This is a genomic window from Caulobacter sp. CCNWLW153, from assembly GCF_036889365.1.
GTDB lineage: Bacteria > Pseudomonadota > Alphaproteobacteria > Caulobacterales > Caulobacteraceae > Caulobacter > Caulobacter radicis.
In genome coordinates this window covers 437,522-459,034 of record NZ_JBAKFV010000001.1, presented here as the reverse complement: position 1 = coordinate 459,034, position 21,513 = coordinate 437,522, and the positions used below count along the sequence as shown (strand labels likewise).

The following is a 21,513-nucleotide window of genomic DNA, read 5'->3' as shown; positions in this document are numbered from 1 at the left end:
AGGGCGGTTATCCACCGCCCTCTCCTGCTCAATTCAAGCGTCAGCGCGCCGGCAGCGCCCCCGGCACGGCCAGGCGGCCGTCGCCCGTGCGCACCAGCGACATGAACCGGGCGCCCTCGTAGCTGTCGCCCAGATAGATGCCTTCCTTCTCCACGAAGATGAACTTGCCCTGGTAGGAGCCGGTCAGTTGCTCCCTGCGCAGGCCCATGCGCATGAACCGGATGCGCATGCCCTCAAGCGTGGCCGCGCAGGTCTCCATGTTGGGCACGTTGCGCTCGACCGGGTTGAACTGCAGCGTGCCATCCTTCTTCTCGATGACGTGGTTGCAGACGCCCTGGTCGAAGGGCGCCTTGGTCTGCTTGACGCAGCCCGACAGGCCGATGGCGGCGGCGCCGAGGGCCAGGACGGCGGCGATGGAGGAAACGCGCATCAGAGAGCTCCTTGGCCCAAGAACCTTCCCCGAAGGGAAAGGTTCGTATTCAAATATCAAAGCGCGCCCAGGCGCGCTTTAGCCGACGCTGGGAATGGCGCAGTTGGCTGCCTGCTCGACCACCAGGTGGAACGAGCGGTTGTCGGACGAGGCTTCGACCCGGCCCGGCAGCAGGCGCAGGGTCTCGTCGCCCCAGCGGCCGTAGGTGGCGCCGCCCGGACGCTCGCACTTGCCGGCGAACAGTTGCTGGATGCAGGCGTTCTGGGTGATCTCGCCCGGCAGCTTGTTCCACTGGCCGCCCGAATAGCGCTGGCAGACGCCCAGCGGCGCGCTGGCCACCGCGGGCCCGGTCGGCGTGGAGGTGGGCGCGGTGGCGACCGGCGCGGCGACGGTCGGCGGCGGCAGCGGCGTCAGCACCGTGCCGGCCTGGTCGGCCGCGGCCAGGGCCCCGGTCTCGTCGACGCCCACGTCGAGCGCGCCGGTGGCCACGCCGTTCTTCTTGGCGCATTCGGCCAGGGTGGTCTCGCCCACGAACTGGCCGCCGACGAAGCAGCGCAACGGACGAGCCGGATCGTTGAGCTTGGTGTCATCGGGACGCCCCGTCTCGACGATCAGGCCCGCGCGCGAGGCCGGCGGTTCCTCGGCCGGCTTGCGGTCCTTGCCGCCCATCAGCGCGAAGGCCACGCCGAGGCCGGCGATCACGGCCAGGGCCGCTCCGCCGCCCAGCAGCACGCGTCGGTCTTTGAGAAGTTCCATGCCCCCTGGCTACGACGCGTTGGTGACGGTTTCAAGCGTCGCCGCGCCGTAGGGCGCTTACAATTGTCAACCGCCGGTCAGGCGGTCGAGCGCGGCCTGGTAGTTGGCGATCTGGTTGGTCAGGTAGGCGGGCGCCGTGCCGGTGGTGTTGCTCTTGGTCGAGGACGTGTCGACCTTCACCCCGTTGGCGATGTCGGCCATCTCGCGATAGGCGTTGCGGATCGCCGCCGTCGCCGACTTCAGGAGGTCGGCGGTCGTGGCGCGCGACTCGGCGTCGGCCAGGCTCATGTCGAGATTGAGCTTGAGGCCGTAGACCGGCCCCTTGCCGTCGGCCGAGACGGTGCGGCCGCTCTCGGTCTTGGTGTTGCGCACCACGCCCGAGGCCAGGCCCAGCGCGTCCAGCACGTCGCTGTCGCCCTTGCCCGGCAGGATCTCGACGGTCGAGGTCTTGAAAGCCGGCGTGATGCTCAGCTTGCGCATGTTGCCGTCGCTGCTGATCGACACCTTGGCGGCGTTGCCCGAGGCGCGGCGGATCTTGTCGGCCAGGGTCTCGAGCGTGTCGTTGGCGCTGATGGTGATGGTCGTCAGCGGACCGCGCTCGCGCGTGCGGATCTGGAAGGTGTCGCCCGGGCGGGCCGAGGTCGCCGAGACGATCTTGTCCGACTGGGTGAAGTTCATCGCCCCGCGCGGCAGGCCGAAGACATCGAGGGCGCTGGAGCCGGAGGCGTCGACCGCGATCGAGGTCGGGGTGGCGTAGCCGTCCTTGCCGGTCAGGCGCTGTTCCCAGGTCGCCGCGCCGGTGTCGATGTCGATCTGGGCGACGTAGCCGTCCTTCTGGCCCACGGTGGGCAGGCCCGCCAGGTCCTTGCCGGCCGCGCCGACCAGCCAGACCTGGCCGTTCGAGACGGCCATGCCGGTGACGGTGTCGTCGCCCGTGCCGCCGTAGTAGGCCATCGTATCGTCGGCCGTGTCGGTCAGGTCGAGCGAGATCCGAGCCACGAAGCCGTCCGAACCGCCCGAGGCGGCCGAGGTGACGTTGCCCACCGACAGCTCGCCGTTGGTGGTGTAGCCGCCGATATAGAGCTGGCCGTTGTCGATGGTGAGGCCGGCGATGTCGCCGCCCTTCAGCGTGCCCAGGTCACGCACCGCGCCGACATTCATGGTGGCGGCCTTGGTGTAGGTCACCGCCTTGGTCTCGTAGATGCCGGCCGAGTTCAGCGACGTGCGGTTCTCGGTGACCACGGTCGTGGCGACGTCGAAGCTGCGCAGCTTGGCCTGGCTGCCTTCCTTGCTGGCGACGATCACCTTGCCGCCGTCGACGACGATGCCCGAGACCGTGTCGTTCTCGGCGCTGCCGAAGTGGGTAGTGAACAGCGCCTTGGGCGTGCCGGCGATGTCGGTGGCGAAACCGGTCAGGTAGTTGTCGTAGCCGCCCTTCGAGGCCGAGCCCGTCGCGCCGGGCAGGTCCGACTTGGTGCGGCCGGCCACGTAGACCACGCCGTCCTCGCCGAAGGCCACGGCCGTGGCCTCGTCTTCCAGCAGGCCGCCGCGACGAACCGTCCAGGCCTCGTCGCCATTGGCGTCGTACAGCGACACGAAGCTGTCGGTCACCGTGCCGTTGCTGTCGGAATTGATCGGGCCGGTGGTGGCGCCGTTCAGCGTACCGGCCACCGAGCCGGCGATGGCCACCTTGCCGTCGTCCGAGACCGCGATCGAGTAGCCCGTGGCGGTGTCGGCCGCGCCCAGGCTGCGCGCGTAGAGCAGCTTGCCGGCCGAGTCGTACTTCAGCAGGGCGACGTCCTGGTCGCCCTTGATCGTCTGGCTCTCGACGCTCTTTTCGACGTCGGCCAGCACGTAGATCGAGCCGTCGGGGCCGGTGACGGTCTTGTGGACCTTGGCGACCGTGCCTTCCAGCGTATCGGAGAACACCTTGGTCCCCGCCGTCGTGGCCGTGCCGGCGCCGTACTTGGTCAGGGTGTTCTCGATGACCGCGTCGTCGGTCTTGGTGTCCTTGTCGGGGTCGGGGTTGCCGGCCTCGGTGGTGATGTAGACGGCCGGCTTGGGAGCCGGCGCGGTGAAGCTCAGCTTCTCGATGGAATCGCCGCGGATACGCAGGGCGAAGTCGTCGCCGGTGGCCGGCAGCTTCACCGTCTGGCCGTTGACGGTCGTCGTGCGCTCCACGCCGGGCGTGCGCTCGACGGCGAAGGTGGTGTTGTAGCCGGCCGCCTGGAGCTTGCCGTTGAAGAAGCTGACGACGTTGGACATGGTCCGCGGCGTCGTCCCCATCTCGGCCAGATCCATCGTCAGGTTCTGGGTCTCACCGAACTTGGTGACCGACATCGTGAACTTCTGGTCGCCCTTGAAGGCCGGGACCTCGTCGTCCATCTGGCCGCTGTAGAGCGTGTTGGTGACGTAGCCGTAGACGTTCTTGGGAACGCCGACCTTGGACTTGTCCTGGGTCATGGCCGCGCCGGTGGTCAGGCGCATGCCTTCGGTGTTGGCGTTCTGGACGTAGTTGGTGAGCTCCGTCAGCCCCTTGGTCAGCGCCGTCTGCAGGCGCTTGATCTCGCTGTCGGAGACGTTCTTCTCGCTGGCGCGATTGGCGATGGCGGTCAGGGTGTTCAGGGCCTGGTAGGCCGAGAACAGCTTCTTGTAGTCGCCCTTGATGCCCGGAGCGGCGGCTTCGGCGGCGCCTTCGTCGATGAACTTGCGGCCGTTCAGCGCGGCCTTGACCAGATCGCTGGGCTCGGTGGTCACCGTGGTCCACGGCGCGGCCGGGATGCCCTGCTTGGCGGTGGAGGTCGAACTCGTCGTGCCCGACGACAGCGCGGACGCGGCCGTGCCCACGCCAAGCTTGGCTTGGTAGTAGCTCAGCAGCGAACTGGTGTCGAAGGTGATCACAACCGCTTCCACAAAGGGCGCACGACGCCACGCGTGGCAATCTTCAGTTACGAACGCTGACGTTTCGTTAAGACGTGTGAATAGTTTCGATCAGGCCGCGATCAGATGGGCGTCGCTCAACGCCCGGCGGGCCTCGTCGCGCAGATCGGCCCACTCCTCGGCCAGGATGCCCAGCAGCACCACGTCGCGCGGCTCGCCGTTCTTGAGCACGTGGCCGCGCAGATAGCCCTCGCGGCGGAAGCCGGACGCCGACTGCGCCTTCAGGGCCGCGTCGTTGTCGGCCATCACCTCGGCGAACACCTTGTGCAGGCCAAGCTCGCCGAAGGCGCGGTCGAGACCCAGCACCTGGGCCGCCCGCCCTACCCCGCGGCGACGGGCGTCGGCGGCGCCGACGAACCAGTTCCAGCCCGCGCGGCGATGATGCGACTGCAGGCCGGTCAGGGTAAGCAGGCCGGCCGGCGCGCCGGCGCGCACGATCATCCAGCCCTGCATGTCGGGATCCGCGCGCAGGCTCTCGAACCAGGCGGCATGCGCCTCGCGGCTGGGAAACGCCGCGTCGGACATCCAGCGCTCGACCTCGGGCTCGGCGCGCCACTGGAACAGCACCGCCTCGTCCTCGTCCTTCAAGTCCCGCAGTTCGATCATACGAAGCGAATCCCCTTGCGCTGCGGGAGACACAGTAACCACGCGCGAAACGCCGGCCTAGGGAAAGACCGGCGTTTCGTATGACAATTACGTTGCGGCAGGCGCCGCGTCAGCCGTTACCGAACAGCGACAGGATGATCTGCGGCGCGCCGTTGGCGATCGACAGCGCCTGGGCGCCCAGCTGCTGCTTGACCTGCAAGGCCTGCAGGCGGGCGCTTTCCTTGGCCATGTCGGCGTCGACGAGGTTGCCCACGCCGGTTTCCAGCACGTCCGACAGCTTCGAGACGAAGGTGTTGTGGGCGTCGATCTGCTTGGCCTGCGAACCGATCGAGCCGACGGCCTGGTTGACCGTGGCGATGGTGGCGTCCAGGCGCGTCAGGACGGCGGTGGCCTGGGTCAGGGTGGCGATGCTGTCGCCAGCCAGCAGACTGTTCTTCGGGCTGCCCAGCGACAGGGTCTGAAGGTTCAGCGAGATGACCGTCTGGGCGTCGGCGTCGGCCAGGAAGGTGATGGCGTTGGTCTGACTACCGTCGAGGATGTTGGCGCCGTCGAAGGTGGCGCTGTCGACCACCTGGGTGAGGTTGCTGAGCAGACCCTGGAAGTCGGCGTTAAGGGCCGTGCGGGCCTGGGTCGACAGCGAGCTGTCCTTGGCCGCGACCACCTTCTCGCGCATCAGGTTGAGCAGGTCCGAGACCGACTCGCCGGCCGTCAGGGCGACGTCGGCGATCGAGGTGGCGCGGTCCAGGCTCATCTTGACCGAAGCCAGGGCCGAGCGGTCGGCCTGCTGGTCCTGGGCGATCGACCAGACGGCGGCGTTGTCCTTGGCGCTGGAGATCGCAAGGCCGGTGTTGATGCGGGTCTGGACGCCCTGCATCTCGTCATTGGTCTTGTTCAGGTTCTGCAGGGCGATCAGCGCAGGCTGATTGGTGTTCACGCTCAGCGTCATCACGATCTCCGAACGGCGTTCTCGCCGACTTACGAGGAGCTCGGTGCGCGATTCGACGCCCGAGCGGATCGGCCGTGAACTTGCCGCCCGGGGAGTAAGAATATGGTTAACGCTTATAAACCATGTTGCGCCTGCGACGTCGCGCCGCAAGCGTGCATCCAGACCGTGACGCGGGAAGGCCCTAGGTCAGGCCGTCGTAGATCGCGCCAGGCCCGTAGGAGGCCGCTTCCTTGAACCGCAGCACGTCCTCGCGAGGATACTGCTTCAGGGTCTCGCCCGTCCGCCGATCCACGGTCTTGTAGACGTAGACGCCGCTGTCGGTGTCCTGCTCGATCACGAGACGCAGGTCGCCAGGCTGGGGGCCGTCGTCGACGACCTTCTGCTCGGCGGACTTGCGCGCCTCGGCCTTGCCGGCTCCGGATACGACTTCGCCGTCCGAGGCCTTGCCCGGGACGGTCATGGGAACGATCAGATTTTGCGCGGACGGCTCTTGAACCTGAGCCGGCAGCGCGGCCTTGTTTTCCATCTCTCCTATCGTCGCCGTTTAGCGGCGACGCCTTCTTGCTCCCCTCCCCGGCCTGAGGCCGCGAGAAAGGCGGGGGCGGCCCGTGAGAGCCGCCCCCTGCTCGTCCCTTATCGGAACAGGCTCAGGACCGTGCCGGTCGACTGGTTGGCGATCGAGAGCGCCTGGATGCCCAGCTGCTGCTTGGTTTGCAGGGCTTGGAGCTTGGCGCTTTCCTTGGCCAGGTCGGCGTCGACCAGGTTGCCCACGCCGGCGTCGAGGCTGTCTTGCAGCTTGCCGACGAAGTTCAGGTGGGTGTCCAGGCCGGTCGAGCTGGTGCCCAGCGAAGCCAGCTTGTTGGTCGCCGTTTGCAGGGCCGTGTCGATGGTGGTGATCATCGTCTTGGCCGCGGCGGCGGTCGTGAAGGTGGTGGTGGTCGACAGACCAATGCCGGCCAGCGACAGCGTCTTGGCGTTCACGGTGATCGCCGTGCCGTCCGAGTTGGCCAGGAAGCTGAGCTTCGTGGTCTTGCCGTCGATGATGCTGGCGCCGTTGAACTTGGCGTTCGAGACGGCCTTGGTGATCTGGTCGCGCAGCGAGGTGAAGTCAGCCTTCAGCGCGTTGAACGACGCGGTGTTCAGCGAGGTGTCGGAAGCGGCCAGGGCCTTTTCCTTCATCTTGCCGAGCAGGTCGGTCACCGTGTCGCCAGCCGCCAGAGCGACGTCGATCGTGGACTGACCGCGTTGCAGCGAGTCCTTCACGGCGTTGAGCGAGGAAGCGGTGGCCGACTGGTTCTTGGCGGTGGCCCAGATCGCGCCGTTGTCCTTGGACGAGCCGATCTTCTTGCCGGTGTTGATGCGTTGTTGCGTAACCTGCAGCTCGCTGTTGGTGGAGTTCAGGTTTTGCAGGGCGATCATCGCGCCCGAGTTCGTGTTGATGCTGTTCAGCGCCATAACGAATATGTTCCTATTTCAGGTTGTCCGACGTCATTTTGACTGCCGGGAGCGTTTTGCTCGCTGAACTAGGAAGCAACTACCGGGCCAATCCTGCCCACCCATTCGAAAAATTTAAGCCATTGAAATTACAGCGTTATAGGTTCGTTTAGGATACCCCGAACCGGCAATTTCTGCCGAGCCCGACCACCATCCGGCAAATATTGCCGGGCAGCTTTCGGCAGATGCGACCGAATTGCCCACCGGCAAACCGACCGGCGGTCGGCGAAAGTCAGGCCCCGGAACAAAAGAAAACGCCGGGCGATCTTTCGATCGCCCGGCGCTTGATCGCCAGGTCCGGCGCTTCTTCGATCAGCCGCGGAAGAGCGACATGATCGATTGGGGCGCCTGGTTGGCGATGGACAGTGCCTGCACGCCCAGTTGCTGCTTGGTTTGCAGCGACTGCAGCTTGGCGCTTTCCTTGGCCATGTCCGCATCGACCAGGTTGCCGACACCGGCGTCGAGGCTGTCCTGCAGCTTGCCCATGAAGGTCAAGTGCATGTCCAGGCCCACCGAGTTGGTGCCGAGCGAGGCCAGCTTGTTGGTCGCGGTCTGCAGAGCCGTATCGATCGTGGCGATCATCGTCTTTGCAGCTGCGGCCGTCGTGAAGGTCGTCGTCGTCGTCAGGCCGATGCCCGTGAGGGACAGGGTCCGCGAGGTGACGGTGAACGCCGCGCCGGTTTCGTTCGCCAGGAACGCGAGCTTGGTGGTCGAACCGTCCACCACGCTGGCGCCGTTGAACTTGGCGTTGGTCACGGCCTTGGTGATCTGGTCGCGCAGCGACGTGAAGTCGGCCTGCAGCGCTTTGAACGAGGCGGTGTTGAGCGAGGTGTCGGAAGCGGCCAGGGCCTTTTCCTTCATCTTGCCGAGCAGGTCGGTGACCGTGTCGCCGGCCGCCAACGCAACGTCGATGGTCGACTGACCGCGCTGGAGCGAGTCCTTCACGGCATTCAACGAGCTCGAGGTCGCGCTCTGCATCTCCGCCATCGACCAGATCGCGCCGTTATCCTTGGCGTTCGCGATCTTCTTGCCGGTGTTGATGCGTTGCTGGGTGGTGGTCAGCTCCGAGTTGGTGGCGTTCAGGTTTTGCAGCGCGATCATCGCGCCGGCATTGGTGTTGATGGAGTTGGCGATCATAGGAACCTACCATTTTGGTGGAGAGCCCCGGCGTTTTGCCGGTCGGGCGTTTTGCCCGCGGAAACCATCGCAAACGGCGGGCCAGTTCAGGCCAAATCGCAATCGACTGAAATCAAACGGAAATTTCTAAGCATGGGCCGGAAACGAAACCGCCCAGCGAATGCAACATTCGCCGGGCGGCAGGTTTTTCCGAAGGGAGGCGGCAATCGGCGCCGAGCCGAGCCTTAAGCGATCAGGCCGCTTCCGCGCGACCGGCCAGCCCCTGCATGATCATGCGATTGATCTCGATCAGCGGCTCGAAGTCTTCTTCCTTGCGCATGACCAGACTCGAGTGACGCCCGACCCAGATGCTCAGCGAGATGATGCTCGCACGCAGCTCCTTGGTCATGGTGTTCTCAGGCAGCGCGCAATCGGTCGCCAGCGCCGACCAGACGCGACGGTTCCAGTCCAGCGCGTGGATACGCGTCTGGATGTCGTTCACGTCGGCCTGGGAAGCCTCCATGAGGGCGCGCGTCACCTGTCCAAACAGGCGATACTCGACCTCGCGCGGATTCTCAGTCCTGGTCGCCGCCTGCTGGTAGGCCCGAAGAGACATTCCCCAACCTCTCGTCTTCGTAATCGATCAACTTACGGCTCAGCATGAGCGCCTTGTAGTACTCGCGGGCCATGACATGCTTGGAGATCGCGATGCAATCGGCCAGCACGCCAGGATTACGAACCACGCCCATGAACTCGGTCAGGCGCGTGGCGAACTCGTCGTAGTATTTCTCCGCGCCGCTCTCTTCCAGGTACATCATCATGACCGGGAAGTAGATGTGACGCGACGGCGTGGTCACCTGGTCGGGCTGCATGATGTCCTTTTCACGCAGCACCGAGGCCTTGTTCTGCAGGACCAGCACCCCGCGACGATCGCCGTTCTGGACGACCGCCCCGTTGAGCACGAATTTCTCGCCGGGCTTCAGCGACAGCTTCAAAGGCACTTCTAGCCGTTCCTTTCTATCGCTGCGCCCGTCCGCCTCGATGGCGGTTCGCCGGTATGGCGTTCGACCGGAACCTAGAGGGCAGCGGGTTAACGCCCTATTGCCGGCCGCGCGACCGTAAGTCGCAGCTTAGGACACAATTAAGCATACTCGCCCAGAGGATGAAGCCACCCAATCGCCAAGGTGTACGCATGTCCCGCAATCTCGGCTCCGGAATCTCGGCCGCCGCCCTCGCAACCGCCCAGGAGGCGGCCGGTCAAGGGGTCCTTCCGGGCCTGCGCGCGTCGCAGCTGGGCGATTCCGCCTCGGCCGATTCGATCGCCCGCCTCAATCGCGAGGCCAATACGATCCAGGATCCGGCCACCATCAAGCTGCTGAACAAGGCCATCATCGCCGTGCAGCGCGGCGAGTACGCCCTGGCCGAGAAGACCGCCCTCAAGGCCCTCAAGAAGAACGAACGCGCCGGCCCCGCCTGGCACGTTCTGGCCGTGGCCCGCGAGAAGCTGGGCGACTTCGCCTCGTCTATGCATTGCTACGACGCGGCGCTGAAGCTGCTGCCCGACGAGGCCGCCGTGGCCGGCGACCTTGGCCGCCTGGCGTTCCGCATGGAGATGCCGGAAATCGCCGCCAAGCTGTTCATGCATTCCCTGAACGCCAATCCCAACAGCCTGGAGGCGACCAACAACCTCGCCTGCGCCCTGCGCGACCTGAACCAGGAATCGGCGGCGATCGACATCCTCAAGCCCGCCATCCAGGCCAATCCCACCCAGCCGGTGCTGTGGAACACCCTGGGCACGGTGATGTGCAGCCTGGGCGAAGGCCGTACGGCCGTGACCTTCTTCGACGAGGTGCTGCGCCTGGCCCCGCAGTTCGGCAAGGGCCTGCACAACCGCGCCTTCGCCCGCCTCGACCTGGGCGACGTGGAAGGCGCCCTCGCCGACTGCGACGCCGGCATCCTGGTCGCCGATTCTGCCGAAGACCTGGCGGCCATGAGCTTCGCGCGCTCGACCATCCTGCTGGCGCTGGGCCGGGTGACCGAGGGCTGGGCCGCCTACAGCGCGCGCCTGTCGACCGAGCTGGGGGGCGTTCCCAACTACCAGTTCCCCGTCAAGCGCTGGACGCCCGACCAGGGCTTCGCCGGCAAGCGCCTGCTGGTCGTGGCCGAGCAGGGCCTGGGCGACGAGGTGATGTTCGCCAACACCCTGCCCGACGTCGCGCAGGCCCTGGGCCCGGACGGCGCCCTATCGATCCTGGTCGAGCGCCGCCTCGTGCCGCTGTTCGAGCGCAGTTTCCCGCAGGCCCAGGTCGCCGTGCACCGCACCGTCTCCTACCAGGGCCACATCTACCGCGACGCGCCGTTCATCGAGGACTGGTCGAACATCGACTGCTGGGTCCCGATGGGCTCGCTGCTGGAGACCCTGCGCCCGTCGGTCGAGGCCTTCCCCCGGCGCGAGCGCTTCCTGACGCCCGATCCCGATCGCGTCGCCCACTGGAAGAAGGTGCTGGAGGACGCCCCTCCCGGACCCAAGGTGGGCCTGCTGTGGAAGAGCCTGAAGCTGAACGCCGAGCGCGCCCGCCTGTTCTCGCCCTTCGAGCTGTGGGAGCCGGTGCTGAAGACGCCCGGCGTGTCGTTCATCAACCTTCAGTACGGCGACTGCGACGAGGAGATCGCCTACGCCCGCGAGCAGCTGGGCGTCGAGATCTGGACCCCGCCGGGCATCGACCTGAAGCAGGACCTCGACGACGTGGCCGCCCTCTCCTGCGCGCTGGACCTGGTCATCGGCTTCTCCAACGCCACCATCAACCTGGCCGGCGCGTGCGGCGCGCCGATCTGGATGCTGACCGGCGCGGCCTCGTGGACGCGCCTGGGTTCGGACCATTCGCCCTGGTATCCGCAGTGCCGCTGCTTCATCGCGCCGGACTACGACGACTGGCGGCCGATCATGGCCGACGTCGCCGGCGCCCTGGCCGACTTCGGGAAGTAACCGGCAGGAACATCGGGCGCCGGGGCGGGTTTGATTCCCTGAACGGGCGGCGATCGCCGTCCCATCAGGGAGACCCGCCATGCCGCCGGAAAACGACTACGACCCGCAGGATGTCGCCGAGGTCCTGGACGAGACCAACCTGACCGACGACGGACAGGACATCGCCAATTTCGACGAGATCGACGACGTCTATGACGTCACCCAGGCTGACGACGACGCCGCCGAGGACGAAGACGACGACTATGACACCCTCGACGAGGCCGAGCTCGACGCCATCGACGATGAACTCGAAGCCGGCCGCGACGACGAGGGCCTCGACGTCGAGCGCGAACCGCTGGACCCCGTCGGCGGCGCCCTGTCGGACGAGGACGTGATCTCGACCGACGACGAGGAGCCCTCCGACTACGAGTCGACTCGCCTGGCCGAAGACGACATCGAGGCCCTCGGCTACGAGCGCCGCTAGGCCACGATCGTCAAAACCCCGCTCGAAGCGTTCTAGCCGCGCTCTTCGCACGGCCATAGTTGCGCTGTCCGCACCGTCACGTCAGGCTGTCGCAAGGCCCGACAGGAGATCACCGCATGTCCGATCCGAAGCCCGAAAAATCCCCCGAGAAGCCGCAAGACGAAGCCGAACAGCCGGAATACCTGGAAGACCAGCTGGAGGAAGGCCTGGAAGACAGCTTCCCGGCCAGCGATCCGCCGTCGGTGGCGCGCCGCCATCGCCAGCCGCCGCAGAACCCGTCTTGATCGCGCGGCGCGGCTCTGTAGGTTAGCCCTGGAGATTTGAACACTTGTTCGAGGCGCGCTCCATCCGGAGCCGCCGTCCAGGGACACCGCATGAGCTCGCGCTTCGAAGGCACCGCCGACTACGTCGCCACCGAGGACCTGAAGGTCGCCGTCAACGCGGCCGTGGCCCTGGAACGCCCCCTGCTGATCAAGGGCGAGCCTGGCACGGGCAAGACGGTGCTGGCCTACGAGGTCGCCAAGGCGATGAACGCGCCGCTGCTGACCTGGCACATCAAGTCGACGACCAAGGCCCAGCAGGGCCTCTACGAATACGACGCCGTCACCCGGCTGCGCGACAGCCAGCTGGGCGACGAGCGCGTCAAGGACGTCAGGAACTACATCAAGAAGGGCAAGCTCTGGGAAGCCTTCGAGGCGCCCGTCCGCCCAGTCCTGCTGATCGACGAGATCGACAAGGCCGACATCGAGTTTCCGAACGACCTCCTGCAGGAGCTCGATCGGATGGAGTTCTTCGTCTACGAGACCGGCGAGACCATCAAGGCCCAGGTGCGGCCGGTGATGATCATCACCTCCAATAACGAGAAGGAACTGCCGGACGCCTTCCTGCGCCGCTGCTTCTTCCACTACATCCGCTTCCCCGAGGAAGCGACGATGCAGGCCATCGTCGACGTGCACTTCCCGGGCATCAAGCAGAAGCTGGTCGCCGAGGCGCTGCGCATCTTCTACGACATGCGGAAAGTTCCGGGCCTGAAGAAGAAGCCCTCGACCTCGGAACTGCTGGACTGGCTGAAGCTGCTGCTGGTCGAGGACATCGACGAGACCGTGCTGCGCGAGAGGGACCCGACCAAGCTGATCCCGCCGCTGCACGGCGCCCTGCTGAAGAACGAGCAGGACGTCCACCTGTTCGAGCGCCTGGCCTTCCTGGCCCGCCGCGAAGGCAGCGCCCGCCCCGGCCAATAGTCCCGTTACCGCAATTTCATTGGACGCCGGTCGCCGAGCCGCACACCTTCGCGCCGAACGTGAAGGATATTCTTCGATGCGCCTCATCCTGGTCCTGGCCGCCGGCGCCGCCGCCCTCGCCGCCTGCTCGCCGCCCGCCTCGGTGAAGACCGAGCGGCACGAGCGCGTGATCCACAGGCGCGAGCCGCTGCGCGCCATCGAGCGGCTGGACTGCCCCGACCGCCAGGGCCGGCTGACGCGGGTCAGCATCGCGCCGGATGGCAAGTCGTGCGGCTACACCGGCGACAACGCCGAGGTGACCCTGCGCCTTGTGGCCCTGCAGGGCGACGACGCCGAAGCCGCGCTGAACCCGATCGAGACCGACCTCAAGGCGCTGATGCCGCACCTGAAGGCTCCGGCCGCGCCGGGCGCACCCCGTTCGTCGAAGGGGGGCAAGGAAACCGCGCAGATCAGGCTGCCGGGCCTCAGCATCGACGCCCGCGACGAAGGCGCCGACATCCGCATCGGCGGCATGACCATCAACGCCGACGACGGCGAGGCCCAGGTCCGCATCACCAAGAACGTCACCAGCAAGGACGGCGAGCGCACCACCTCGGTCGAGGAGCGCAAGGACGGCGGCCGCGAGAGCCGCACCGTCCGCGTCAGCAGTTCCGACGACAAGGACGGCGAGGTCGACATCCGCGCCGACGACCACGGCGCGGTCGTGCGTCACCGCCAGAAAGAGAACGACGGCGTGCGCGCCACCCTCGTCCTGGCCAGCGACAAGGCCCCGGGCGGCTACCACCTGGCCGGCTACGAAGCCCGCGGCCCCAAGGGCGGCCCGCTGGCCGTGGCCATCGTCAAGGCCAAGGACCGCAACTCCGAGGACGGCGACCTGTTCAAGGACATGAAGGCCCTCGTGCGCCACAACGTGGGTGGATGAGGCCTCGAGATGCTCCCCCTGAAGGGGGAGCTGTCGCGAAGCGACTGAGGGGGAAGAGATTGCTGGTGCAGAGGATGCACAGACCTCGTCACGGACTTCCCCCTCCGGCCCTCCGGGCCACCTCCCCCTTCAGGGGGAGGATCTCCGTCTCAGGCTTCAGATCGGCGTGACTTCCATCACCTTGTAGGTCAGCGGCCGGCCGTCCTCGTCGGTGACGGTGACGTACTCGCCGACGGCGAAGCGGTGCTCGCCCAGGCGGTGGACCGGCTCGTCGTCGATCTGGTCGTCCTCGTCATAGTCGAAGAACCAGCGCTCGCCGCGCCGGGCCAGCCGGCCATCGGCGGGGTCCTCGTCAGGAGCGAAACGGCGCACCGCGCAGTCCTTCCTCGCCTTGGCGTACTGGGCCTCGTCCAGGTGACCGTCGGCCGTAAGCGGCGCGGTCAGGGCGTAGCCGCGATGATCGTCGCCGCCGGCGAATTCGGTGCCCGGATTGCGGGCCAGACGCATGACGATGCGCGATAGGGACATGGACTGCCTCCTTCTTGTTGGTTGAAACGGGCTCAGTGCGACAGGAAGAGCGACGGGCCGTCGGCGTTCAGCAGGCTGCGCGTCGTGCCGCCGAAGATGAACTCCTGCAGCCTTGGATGCCCGAAGGCACCGGCGACCAGGAAGTCCGCGCCCTCCGCCTTCGCCGCCTCCAGCAGCAGCTTGGCCGCGTCGTGCGAGCCTTCCAGCACGCGCACCTGGGCCGCGACGCCCCGGGCCGCCAGGAAGTCGACCATCCGGGCCAGTTCGAAGCTGCGCGACGAGGCGGCCGGCGCGCCGGCCACCACCACCCGCGAGGCCTTCTGCAGCAGCGGCAGGGCCGTACGCAGGGCGCGGCTGGCTTCCTTGCCGCCGTCCCAGGCCACCAACGCCGTCCCGCCGACCTTCAGGCCCTCGCGGGCCACGACCACGGGCCGCTGCTCGTCGGCGATCATCTGCTGGAAGGCCTCGGCCAGAGGGCCCTTGCCGCGCGCGGCGGCGCTGTCGAAGACGATGACGTCCGACAGCCGGCACTCCATGGCCAGTCCCGCCCAGACGGGCGATTCCAGCGTGGTCACGCGCGACTTCGGATAGCCCACGGCCGCGACCATGGTCTCGACGGCGTGCGCGCCCTCGACGGCGGCCTCCTTCAGGCTTTCCAAGGCCGTGACCTGCACGCCGCCCATGAAGCCCTCGCCCATCCACGGCATCAGGTCGGCCACGTCCGCCGGGGCGTGGACGGCGGCCAGTTCGGCGTCGAATGCGCCCGCCAACACGGCGGCGGCCCGCAGCACGCCCTCGTCCGGCCTGGCTCCCGCCAGCGGCGCCATGATCCTTGCCCAGCTCATGATCGGTCCTCCTTGTCCCTGACGCGTGACGGTCGTCGAAACCGGTATCCACTTTCGCCGGCCTCCACCTTCGACTGTCGCGCTCCTCGGTACGCTTTCTGACAAAACGCATTTCCACAGGCGTCGGGCCGGGCCATCATTGATCTTCATCAAGCGATGCGGCACTCAAACCACCTTCACCATAAGGAACGATCTCGTGGCCAAAGGGCTGCATAAAAGCCCTCCGAGGGCGTGGCAGCGGATGCTGTCGGGACGCCGGCTTGACCTGCTGGACCCCTCGCCCATGGATATCGAGATCGAGGACATCGCCCACGGCCTGGCGCGCGTGGCCCGCTGGAACGGCCAGACGATCGGCGACCACGGCTTCTCGGTGGCCCAGCACAGCCTGGTGGTCGAGGAGATCGCCGCCCACATCAAGCCCGACCTGGAGCCGCGCTGGCGCCTGGCGGCCCTGCTGCACGACGCCTCCGAATATGTGATCGGCGACATGATCAGCCCGTTCAAGGCGGCCCTGGGCGTGTCGTACAAGGACTTCGAGGCCCGGCTGGAAGACGCCATCCACATCCGCTTCGGCCTGCCGGTGAAGACCCCGGCCCCGATCAAGAAGCTGATCAAGCAGGCCGACCGCGCCTGCGCCTTCTTCGAGGCCACGCAGCTGGCCGGCTTCGAGCACGGCGAATCCCTGTCGATCTTCGGCGCGCCGCCGGCCGGCTACGACCTCAAGATCACGCCCCTGCCCCCGTTCGAAGCGCAAGGACGCTACGTCCAGCGCTTCCACGTTCTGTCCAAGGCGGCCGGCTACGAGTCGGCGCCGGGCGAAGCCTTCGAGACCGAATGAGCGGACCAGCGGCCTCTTCCGGCATCGTCATCGGCCTGTCGGCCGTGGTCGTCGCCGTGCGCGACGGCGAGGTCGTGGTGCTGACCGTGCGTCCGCACGACGCCGTCACCGACATCGCCTCGCCCCTGCCCGGCCTGCCCTTCGGCCCCTTCGACCCCGAGGGCCACCGCACCTTCGAGCTGGCCCTGCGCGCCTTCGTCACCGAGCAGACGCGGTTCCAGCTGGGCTATGTCGAGCAGCTCTACACCTTCGGCGACAAAGGCCGCGACGCCCCGCGCGCCGAGGTCGGGGCCGGCGCGGCGCGCGTGGTCTCGATCGGCTATCTGGGCCTGACGCCCAAGGCCACCGACACCCAGGCGCCCGACACCGCCTGGGCGCCCTGGACCCGGTTCTTTCCCTGGGAAGACTGGCGCGCCGGCCGCCCGGCCCTGCTGGACGAGGCCATCGCCCCGGCCCTGCGCCGCTGGGCCGGCGACGACGCCGACCGGCTGTCGCGCGCCCGCCTGGCGTTCGCCCTGGACGGCGCGCCTTGGAACGAGGAACGGGTGCTCGAGCGCTACGAGCTGCTCTACGAGGCCGGCCTGGCGCCCGAAGCCGCCCGCGACCGCGACCGCGCCGACGGCCATGACCCGGCCGAGCCGGTCGCCCTGTCGGCCGCCCTGGGCGAGCCGATGATCTCCGACCACCGGCGGATCCTGGCCACGGGCCTTTCGCGCCTGCGCGGCAAGATCAAGTACCGCCCGGTGGCCTTCGAGCTTATGCCCGCCGAGTTCACCCTCTCGGCCCTCCAGCGCACCGTCGAGGCCATCGCCGGCGTGCCGCTGCACAAGCAAAACTTCCGCCGCGTGGTCGAACGCGAGGACCTGGTCGAGGGCCTGGGCCGCCTCGACAGCGAGACCGGCGGCCGCCCGGCCGAGCTGTTCCGCTTCCGGCGGGAGATCCTCGGAGCGCGGCAGGCCGGCGGGCTGTCGCTGCCGCTGCTGCGGGAGTAGTCCCACCATACTTCCCGTCATTCCCGCCCTTGTGGCGGGAATGACGGGAGAAATTGGGCGACGGTTGACGCTCGCCGCCGCCTGCGGCCGACGGCGCGCTGGTGGTCGAGGAGGCCGACGCCACCGACGCGGTCAACGCCAAGTGGTCGGATGTGTGTGAGTAGAAGTTGCTCCCTCTGAAGGGGGAGCTGTCGCGAAGCGACTGAGGGGGAAGTTCCTGCGCCCCCGGCAAATGCCGCGGCGGCTGAAAACGTCCCCCCTCCGGCCCTCCGGGCCACCTCCCCCAGAGGGGGAGGATCTTAAGCGCCAGGATGCTCCCCCTCTGGGGGAGCTGTCGCGGAGCGACTGAGGGGGCTTACCCCGCCACCAGACCAAAGTCCGCCACCTGCCCCATGGCCGCGCGGACGGCGGCGAGGGTCTTGAGGCGGTTGTCGCGGTGCTCGGGGTCGTTGACGAAAACGCCGTCGAGATAGGCGTCCACAGGACCGCGCAGCTCGGCCAGCTGGGCCATGGCGCCGGTGAAGTCTTCCTTGGCCAGGGCGTCCTTCAGCGGGCGGTCCAGCAGGCGCAGGGCCTGGTAGAGACCAACCTCGGCGGCGCTGTCTGCGGCCGGCTCCTCGGCCAGGCCTTCCGGCAGCGGGCCCTTCTTCTCCTCGGCCTTGAGGATGTTGGAGGCGCGCTTGTAGCCAGCCAGCAGGTTCTTGCCGTCGTCGGTCTTCAGGAAGCCGTCCAGGGCCTCGACCCGCGCGACGATGCGCGCCAGATCGTCGTCGCCCAGGGCGAACACGGCGTCCACCAGGTCGTGGCGCTTGCCCTGGTCCTTCAGGGTCACCTTCAGGCGATCGGCGAAGAAGGCCAGCAGGTCTTCCTTCCCGAACTTGGCCAGCGGCAGGCGCAGGCCATTGTCCAAAATGATCCGGATCACGCCCAGCGCCGCGCGACGCAGCGCATAAGGGTCCTTCGACCCCGTCGGCTTCTCGTCGATGGCGAAGAAGCCGACCAGCGTGTCCAGCTTGTCGGCCAGGGCCACAGCGACGCTGACCGGCGCGGTCGGGACGGCGTCGGACGGGCCCTGCGGCTTGTAGTGGTCCTGGATGGCGGCGGCGATCTCGGGATCGACGCCGGCCTCGCGGGCGTAGTAGCCGCCCATCAGGCCTTGCAGTTCGGGAAACTCGCCGACCATGCCCGAGGCGAGGTCCGCCTTGGCCAGGCGCGCGGCTTCCTTGGCCTTGCCGACGTCGGCGCCGACCAGCGGCGCGATCTCGCCGGCCAGGGCGACGATGCGTTCGACACGCTGGGCCATCGTGCCGAGCTTGGCGTGGAAGGTCACGCCGTTCAGCTTCTCCAGCCACGGCTCGAAACCAGCCTTGCGGTCCTCGTCCCAGAAGAAGCGGGCGTCGGCCAGGCGCGCCGACAGCACCTTGGCGTTGCCGGCGGCGATCACCTTGCCGCCGTCCTTGGCCTCGATATTGGCCACGGTGATGAAGTGCGGGGCCAGACCCGCCTCGCCCGGCTTGCGCACGGCGAAATACTTCTGGTGGGTGCGCATCGAGGTGCGGATCACCTCGGGCGGCAGGTCGAGGAACGACGGGTCCATGTCGCCCAGCACCGGCGTCGGCCATTCGGCCAGGCCCGCGACCTCCTCGAGCAGGCCGATGTCCTCGACCAGTTCGAGATGACGCGCGAAGCACAGGGTCTTGCAGCCTTCGAGGATGCGCTCCTTGCGCTCCTCGACGTCGAGCACGACGAAGTGGGCTTCCAGGCCGGCGGAATACTCGTCGAAGTCCTTGGCGACGAACGGCTTGGCTTCACCCATGAAGCGGTGGCCCTCGGTGACGTCGCCACTGGCGATGCCGTCGATCTCGAACGGAACCACTTCACGGTCGAGCACGCAGAGGATCCGCTTGAGCGGACGCACCCAGCGCAGCTTGCCCGTGCCCCAGGTCATCGACTTGGGCCAGGCGAAGCCGCGGACGATGGCTTCCACCATCTCGGCGACGATCTCGGCGGTCGGGCGGCCCTTCTTTTCGACGAAGGCCATCCAGACGCCGTTCTGCTCGACCAGCTGGTCTTGCGTCAGGCCGGCCTTGCGCAGGAAGCCGTCCATGGCCTGCTGCGGGGCGCCGACGCGGGGACCTTTGAGCTCTTCCTTGCGGTCGGCCTGGGCCAGCGGCAGGCCTTCGACCACCAGGGTCAGGCGGCGCGGACCGGCGAAGGTCTTCAGGGCCTCGGGCAGGAAGCCCGCGGCGGCCAGGTGCTCGCGCGCCATGCGCTCCAGGTCCTTGGCGGCCTGGCCCTGCATGCGGGCGGGGATCTCTTCGGAGAACAGTTCGAGAAGCAGTTGAGGCATTGGAGTTACGCGGCTTCCTGCAGCTCGACCCACTTCTGGGCGCACATCTTACAGAGGTCGCGGATGCGGCCGATGTAGGAGGCGCGCTCGGCGACGGCGATCGCGCCGCGGGCGTTCATCAGGTTGAAGAGGTGGCTGGCCTTGAGGACCATGTCGTAGGCGGGCAGGACGAGAGTCTCGTTCTTGTAGGAGCGGGCCAGCATCAGCGGCACCTGCTCTTCCATCTGCTCGAACTGCTGCTTGAGCACGGCCACGTCATAGCCGTGGAAGTTGGCTTCCGACTGCTGGCGCTCGTTGGCCAGGAAGACGTCGCCATAGGTCAGCGCGCCCAGCGGCGAGTCAGGGTCGTTGAACGGCAGGTCGTAGACGTTGTCGACGCCGAACACGTACATGGCCAGGCGTTCCAGGCCATAGGTCAGCTCGCCCGCGACGGGCGAGACGTCCAGGCCGCCGACTTGCTGGAAGTAGGTGTACTGCGACACTTCCATGCCGTCGCACCAGACTTCCCAGCCCAGACCCCACGCGCCGACGGTGGGGTTTTCCCAGTCGTCCTCGACGAAGCGGATGTCGTGGGTGCGCAGGTCCAGGCCGATGGCCTCCAGCGAGCCCAGGTAAAGGTCCTGCATGTTGGCCGGGTTCGGCTTCAGGATCACCTGGTACTGGTAGTAGTGCTGCAGGCGGTTGGGGTTCTCGCCGTAGCGGCCGTCGCCCGGACGACGCGAGGGCTGGACGTAGGCCGCATTCCACGGCTTGGGGCCGAGCGCGCGCAGCACCGTGGCCGGGTGCAGCGTCCCCGCCCCCACTTCCACGTCGTGCGGCTGCAGGATCACGCAGCCCTTTTCGCTCCAGTAGTTGTGGAGCGTCAGGATGAGGCTTTGAAATGATTTGGGGGCGGCGGGCATGACGTCCGAACAAGGGCCTGAAAAAGTCGGCGGACCATAGGGCCCGCCGACTGTCGCTTCAAGCGAAGTGGACGTCGTTTATTGAGCGCTACGCTCAGTTAGTTGCCCTTTGCGCCCGAACGCTTGCCGGCGTTCGACAGCGGCGCGCCGTAGGCCTTGCGGTTCTCGGGCGTGTCGGCGACGGGCGGGTTGGAGACGACGTTGGCGTCGCCGGCCTTCAGCGTGGCCTGCTGATCCGGGCTCATCGACGAGGCCGGCAGCGTGGCCGAGGTCGGCGCGGCCGTGCCGGTGTCGGCGACCGGCGCGGTCGTCGCGGCGGTGGGATCGGCGGGCGCCGGCGCCGAGGTCGGGTTCAGGGCCTGGTCGGCGGGGGCGTCGGTCGCCGAGGGCGTGGTCGCCTGGTCGGGAGCCGGCGCGGCGGCCGGGGCCGTCTGGGCCGCGACGTCGGCGCCCGCATCCGTCGCCGACATGGCGTCGGCGTTGGTCGTGGCCGAGGCCATGCTGGTGGCGGCGTCATCGGTGGCGGCCGCGGCGGCCTGGATCGGAACGTCCTTGGGGATCAGGACCTTGTCGACCACGTGCAACACGCCGTTGGTGGCCATGACGTCGGCCTGCACGATGTTGGCGCCGTCGACCATGGGACTGGCGCCGCTGCCGTCCAGCGTCACCGACGAGCCCTCGACCGTCTTCACCTCGCCCTTGGCGCCGGTGATCTTGGTCGAATCCACCTTGGTGTTGATCACGTGGTAGGTCAGCACCTTCTGCAGCTGGGCGGCGTTGGCCGGCTGCATCAGGCGATCCAGCTCCCCGGCCGGCAGGGCCGCGAAGGCCGCGTCGGTGGGCGCGAACACCGTCAGGTTTGGATTGCTCTTGAGCACGCTGGTCAGGTTGGTGGCGTCCAGGGCCTTGAGGAAGGTCGTGAACTGGCCCGAAGCCTGGGCCGTGGCGATCAGGTCGCCGTTCGGAGTCACCTTGGCGGCGGGGGTCGCCGGGGTCGCCGGGGCCGCGGTCGCGGCGGGCGGAGCGGCGGCCGGCGGTTGGGCGGGAGCCGCCGGATCGGCGGTCTGGGCGATGGCGACGCCCGACAGCAGCGCCATGGCCGCCGCGGCGGAGAGGAAGCGCGTCACATACATGGCCTGGTCCTTTCGCTTGAAACTC

At 67.6% G+C, this 21,513-nt stretch carries 21 protein-coding genes and 1 pseudogene; 7 read left to right on the top strand and 15 right to left on the bottom strand.

Going from position 1 to position 21,513, the window contains the following annotated elements:
• Positions 1 to 40: 40 nt before the first annotated feature.
• The 10 genes from V6S85_RS01960 to flbT form a co-directional block, all read right to left on the bottom strand.
• The gene (locus tag V6S85_RS01960) at positions 41 to 430 is read right to left on the bottom strand and encodes a hypothetical protein (RefSeq protein WP_116491540.1); all 390 of its coding nucleotides are present in this window, start codon (positions 428 to 430) and stop codon (positions 41 to 43) included.
• Positions 431 to 508: 78 nt separating this feature from the next.
• Positions 509 to 1,186 carry a hypothetical protein gene (locus V6S85_RS01955; RefSeq protein ID WP_116566703.1) on the bottom strand — a complete coding sequence of 226 codons (678 nt, stop codon included), beginning with the start codon at positions 1,184 to 1,186 and terminating at the stop codon, positions 509 to 511.
• 66 nt (positions 1,187 to 1,252) lie between these two features.
• On the bottom strand, positions 1,253 to 4,087 hold the full coding sequence (locus V6S85_RS01950; protein ID WP_334347822.1) for a hypothetical protein: 2,835 nt from the start codon (positions 4,085 to 4,087) through the stop codon (positions 1,253 to 1,255).
• A gap of 90 nt (positions 4,088 to 4,177) precedes the next feature.
• Positions 4,178 to 4,732, bottom strand: coding sequence for a UDP-4-amino-4,6-dideoxy-N-acetyl-beta-L-altrosamine N-acetyltransferase (pseH, locus tag V6S85_RS01945; RefSeq protein ID WP_116566701.1), 555 nt, complete (start codon positions 4,730 to 4,732; stop codon positions 4,178 to 4,180).
• A gap of 109 nt (positions 4,733 to 4,841) precedes the next feature.
• Positions 4,842 to 5,678 (bottom strand): flagellin, encoded by an 837-nt coding sequence (locus V6S85_RS01940; protein WP_116491543.1) that lies wholly within the window; start codon positions 5,676 to 5,678, stop codon positions 4,842 to 4,844.
• Between the two features lie 181 nt (positions 5,679 to 5,859).
• Positions 5,860 to 6,138 carry a hypothetical protein gene (locus V6S85_RS01935; RefSeq protein WP_243410526.1) on the bottom strand — a complete coding sequence of 93 codons (279 nt, stop codon included), beginning with the start codon at positions 6,136 to 6,138 and terminating at the stop codon, positions 5,860 to 5,862.
• Positions 6,139 to 6,311: 173 nt separating this feature from the next.
• Positions 6,312 to 7,133 carry a flagellin gene (locus V6S85_RS01930; protein WP_116566697.1) on the bottom strand — a complete coding sequence of 274 codons (822 nt, stop codon included), beginning with the start codon at positions 7,131 to 7,133 and terminating at the stop codon, positions 6,312 to 6,314.
• Between the two features lie 351 nt (positions 7,134 to 7,484).
• Positions 7,485 to 8,309 (bottom strand): flagellin, encoded by an 825-nt coding sequence (locus V6S85_RS01925; protein ID WP_116491546.1) that lies wholly within the window; start codon positions 8,307 to 8,309, stop codon positions 7,485 to 7,487.
• A gap of 232 nt (positions 8,310 to 8,541) precedes the next feature.
• Complete coding sequence (gene flaF, locus V6S85_RS01920; RefSeq protein ID WP_101715743.1) at positions 8,542 to 8,904, bottom strand: flagellar biosynthesis regulator FlaF; 363 nt, start codon at positions 8,902 to 8,904, stop codon at positions 8,542 to 8,544.
• Positions 8,864 to 9,289: a flagellar biosynthesis repressor FlbT gene (flbT, locus tag V6S85_RS01915; RefSeq protein WP_101715744.1), complete on the bottom strand. Its 426-nt coding sequence runs from the start codon at positions 9,287 to 9,289 to the stop codon at positions 8,864 to 8,866. Before flbT ends, flaF begins: the two co-directional genes overlap by 41 nt.
• 191 nt (positions 9,290 to 9,480) lie before the next feature.
• On the opposite strand from flbT, the gene V6S85_RS01910 reads away from it, so the two are divergent.
• From V6S85_RS01910 to V6S85_RS01890, 5 genes are all read left to right on the top strand, one after another.
• Positions 9,481 to 11,274, top strand: a complete 1,794-nt coding sequence (locus V6S85_RS01910; protein WP_334347821.1) for a flagellar protein FlbA — start codon at positions 9,481 to 9,483, stop codon at positions 11,272 to 11,274.
• A gap of 79 nt (positions 11,275 to 11,353) precedes the next feature.
• Complete coding sequence (locus tag V6S85_RS01905) at positions 11,354 to 11,737, top strand: primosomal protein (RefSeq protein ID WP_334347820.1); 384 nt, start codon at positions 11,354 to 11,356, stop codon at positions 11,735 to 11,737.
• Between the two features lie 116 nt (positions 11,738 to 11,853).
• Positions 11,854 to 12,021, top strand: coding sequence for a hypothetical protein (locus V6S85_RS01900; protein WP_165828801.1), 168 nt, complete (start codon positions 11,854 to 11,856; stop codon positions 12,019 to 12,021).
• Between the two features lie 90 nt (positions 12,022 to 12,111).
• Positions 12,112 to 12,978 carry an AAA family ATPase gene (locus tag V6S85_RS01895; RefSeq protein ID WP_116566691.1) on the top strand — a complete coding sequence of 289 codons (867 nt, stop codon included), beginning with the start codon at positions 12,112 to 12,114 and terminating at the stop codon, positions 12,976 to 12,978.
• Positions 12,979 to 13,054: 76 nt separating this feature from the next.
• Positions 13,055 to 13,900, top strand: coding sequence for a hypothetical protein (locus tag V6S85_RS01890; RefSeq protein WP_334347819.1), 846 nt, complete (start codon positions 13,055 to 13,057; stop codon positions 13,898 to 13,900).
• Between the two features lie 156 nt (positions 13,901 to 14,056).
• Here the strand turns inward: V6S85_RS01890 and V6S85_RS01885 are convergent, their stop codons facing one another.
• Together V6S85_RS01885 and V6S85_RS01880 are read right to left on the bottom strand one after the other, a co-directional pair.
• On the bottom strand, positions 14,057 to 14,428 hold the full coding sequence (locus V6S85_RS01885) for a hypothetical protein (protein ID WP_116566687.1): 372 nt from the start codon (positions 14,426 to 14,428) through the stop codon (positions 14,057 to 14,059).
• Positions 14,429 to 14,460: 32 nt separating this feature from the next.
• Positions 14,461 to 15,273: a universal stress protein gene (locus V6S85_RS01880; RefSeq protein ID WP_116566685.1), complete on the bottom strand. Its 813-nt coding sequence runs from the start codon at positions 15,271 to 15,273 to the stop codon at positions 14,461 to 14,463.
• Positions 15,274 to 15,469: 196 nt separating this feature from the next.
• Here V6S85_RS01880 and V6S85_RS01875 point away from each other — a divergent pair, with 196 nt between their 5' ends.
• Both V6S85_RS01875 and V6S85_RS01870 read left to right on the top strand, forming a co-directional pair.
• Entirely contained in the window at positions 15,470 to 16,111 is a 642-nt protein-coding gene (locus V6S85_RS01875) for a YfbR-like 5'-deoxynucleotidase (RefSeq protein WP_116566936.1), read from the top strand.
• Positions 16,083 to 17,103 (top strand): annotated as a pseudogene (locus tag V6S85_RS01870) (NUDIX hydrolase); the annotation flags it as partial. The gene V6S85_RS01875 and the pseudogene V6S85_RS01870, both read left to right, overlap by 29 nt.
• Positions 17,104 to 17,458: 355 nt before the next feature.
• On the opposite strand, the gene glyS reads toward V6S85_RS01870, so the two are convergent.
• From glyS to V6S85_RS01855, 3 genes are all read right to left on the bottom strand, one after another.
• Positions 17,459 to 19,453, bottom strand: a complete 1,995-nt coding sequence (gene glyS / locus V6S85_RS01865) for a glycine--tRNA ligase subunit beta (RefSeq protein ID WP_334347818.1) — start codon at positions 19,451 to 19,453, stop codon at positions 17,459 to 17,461.
• 5 nt (positions 19,454 to 19,458) lie between these two features.
• Positions 19,459 to 20,355: a glycine--tRNA ligase subunit alpha gene (locus V6S85_RS01860; protein WP_116491555.1), complete on the bottom strand. Its 897-nt coding sequence runs from the start codon at positions 20,353 to 20,355 to the stop codon at positions 19,459 to 19,461.
• Positions 20,356 to 20,453: 98 nt separating this feature from the next.
• Positions 20,454 to 21,488, bottom strand: coding sequence for a fasciclin domain-containing protein (locus tag V6S85_RS01855; RefSeq protein WP_334347817.1), 1,035 nt, complete (start codon positions 21,486 to 21,488; stop codon positions 20,454 to 20,456).
• Positions 21,489 to 21,513 lie beyond the last annotated feature (25 nt).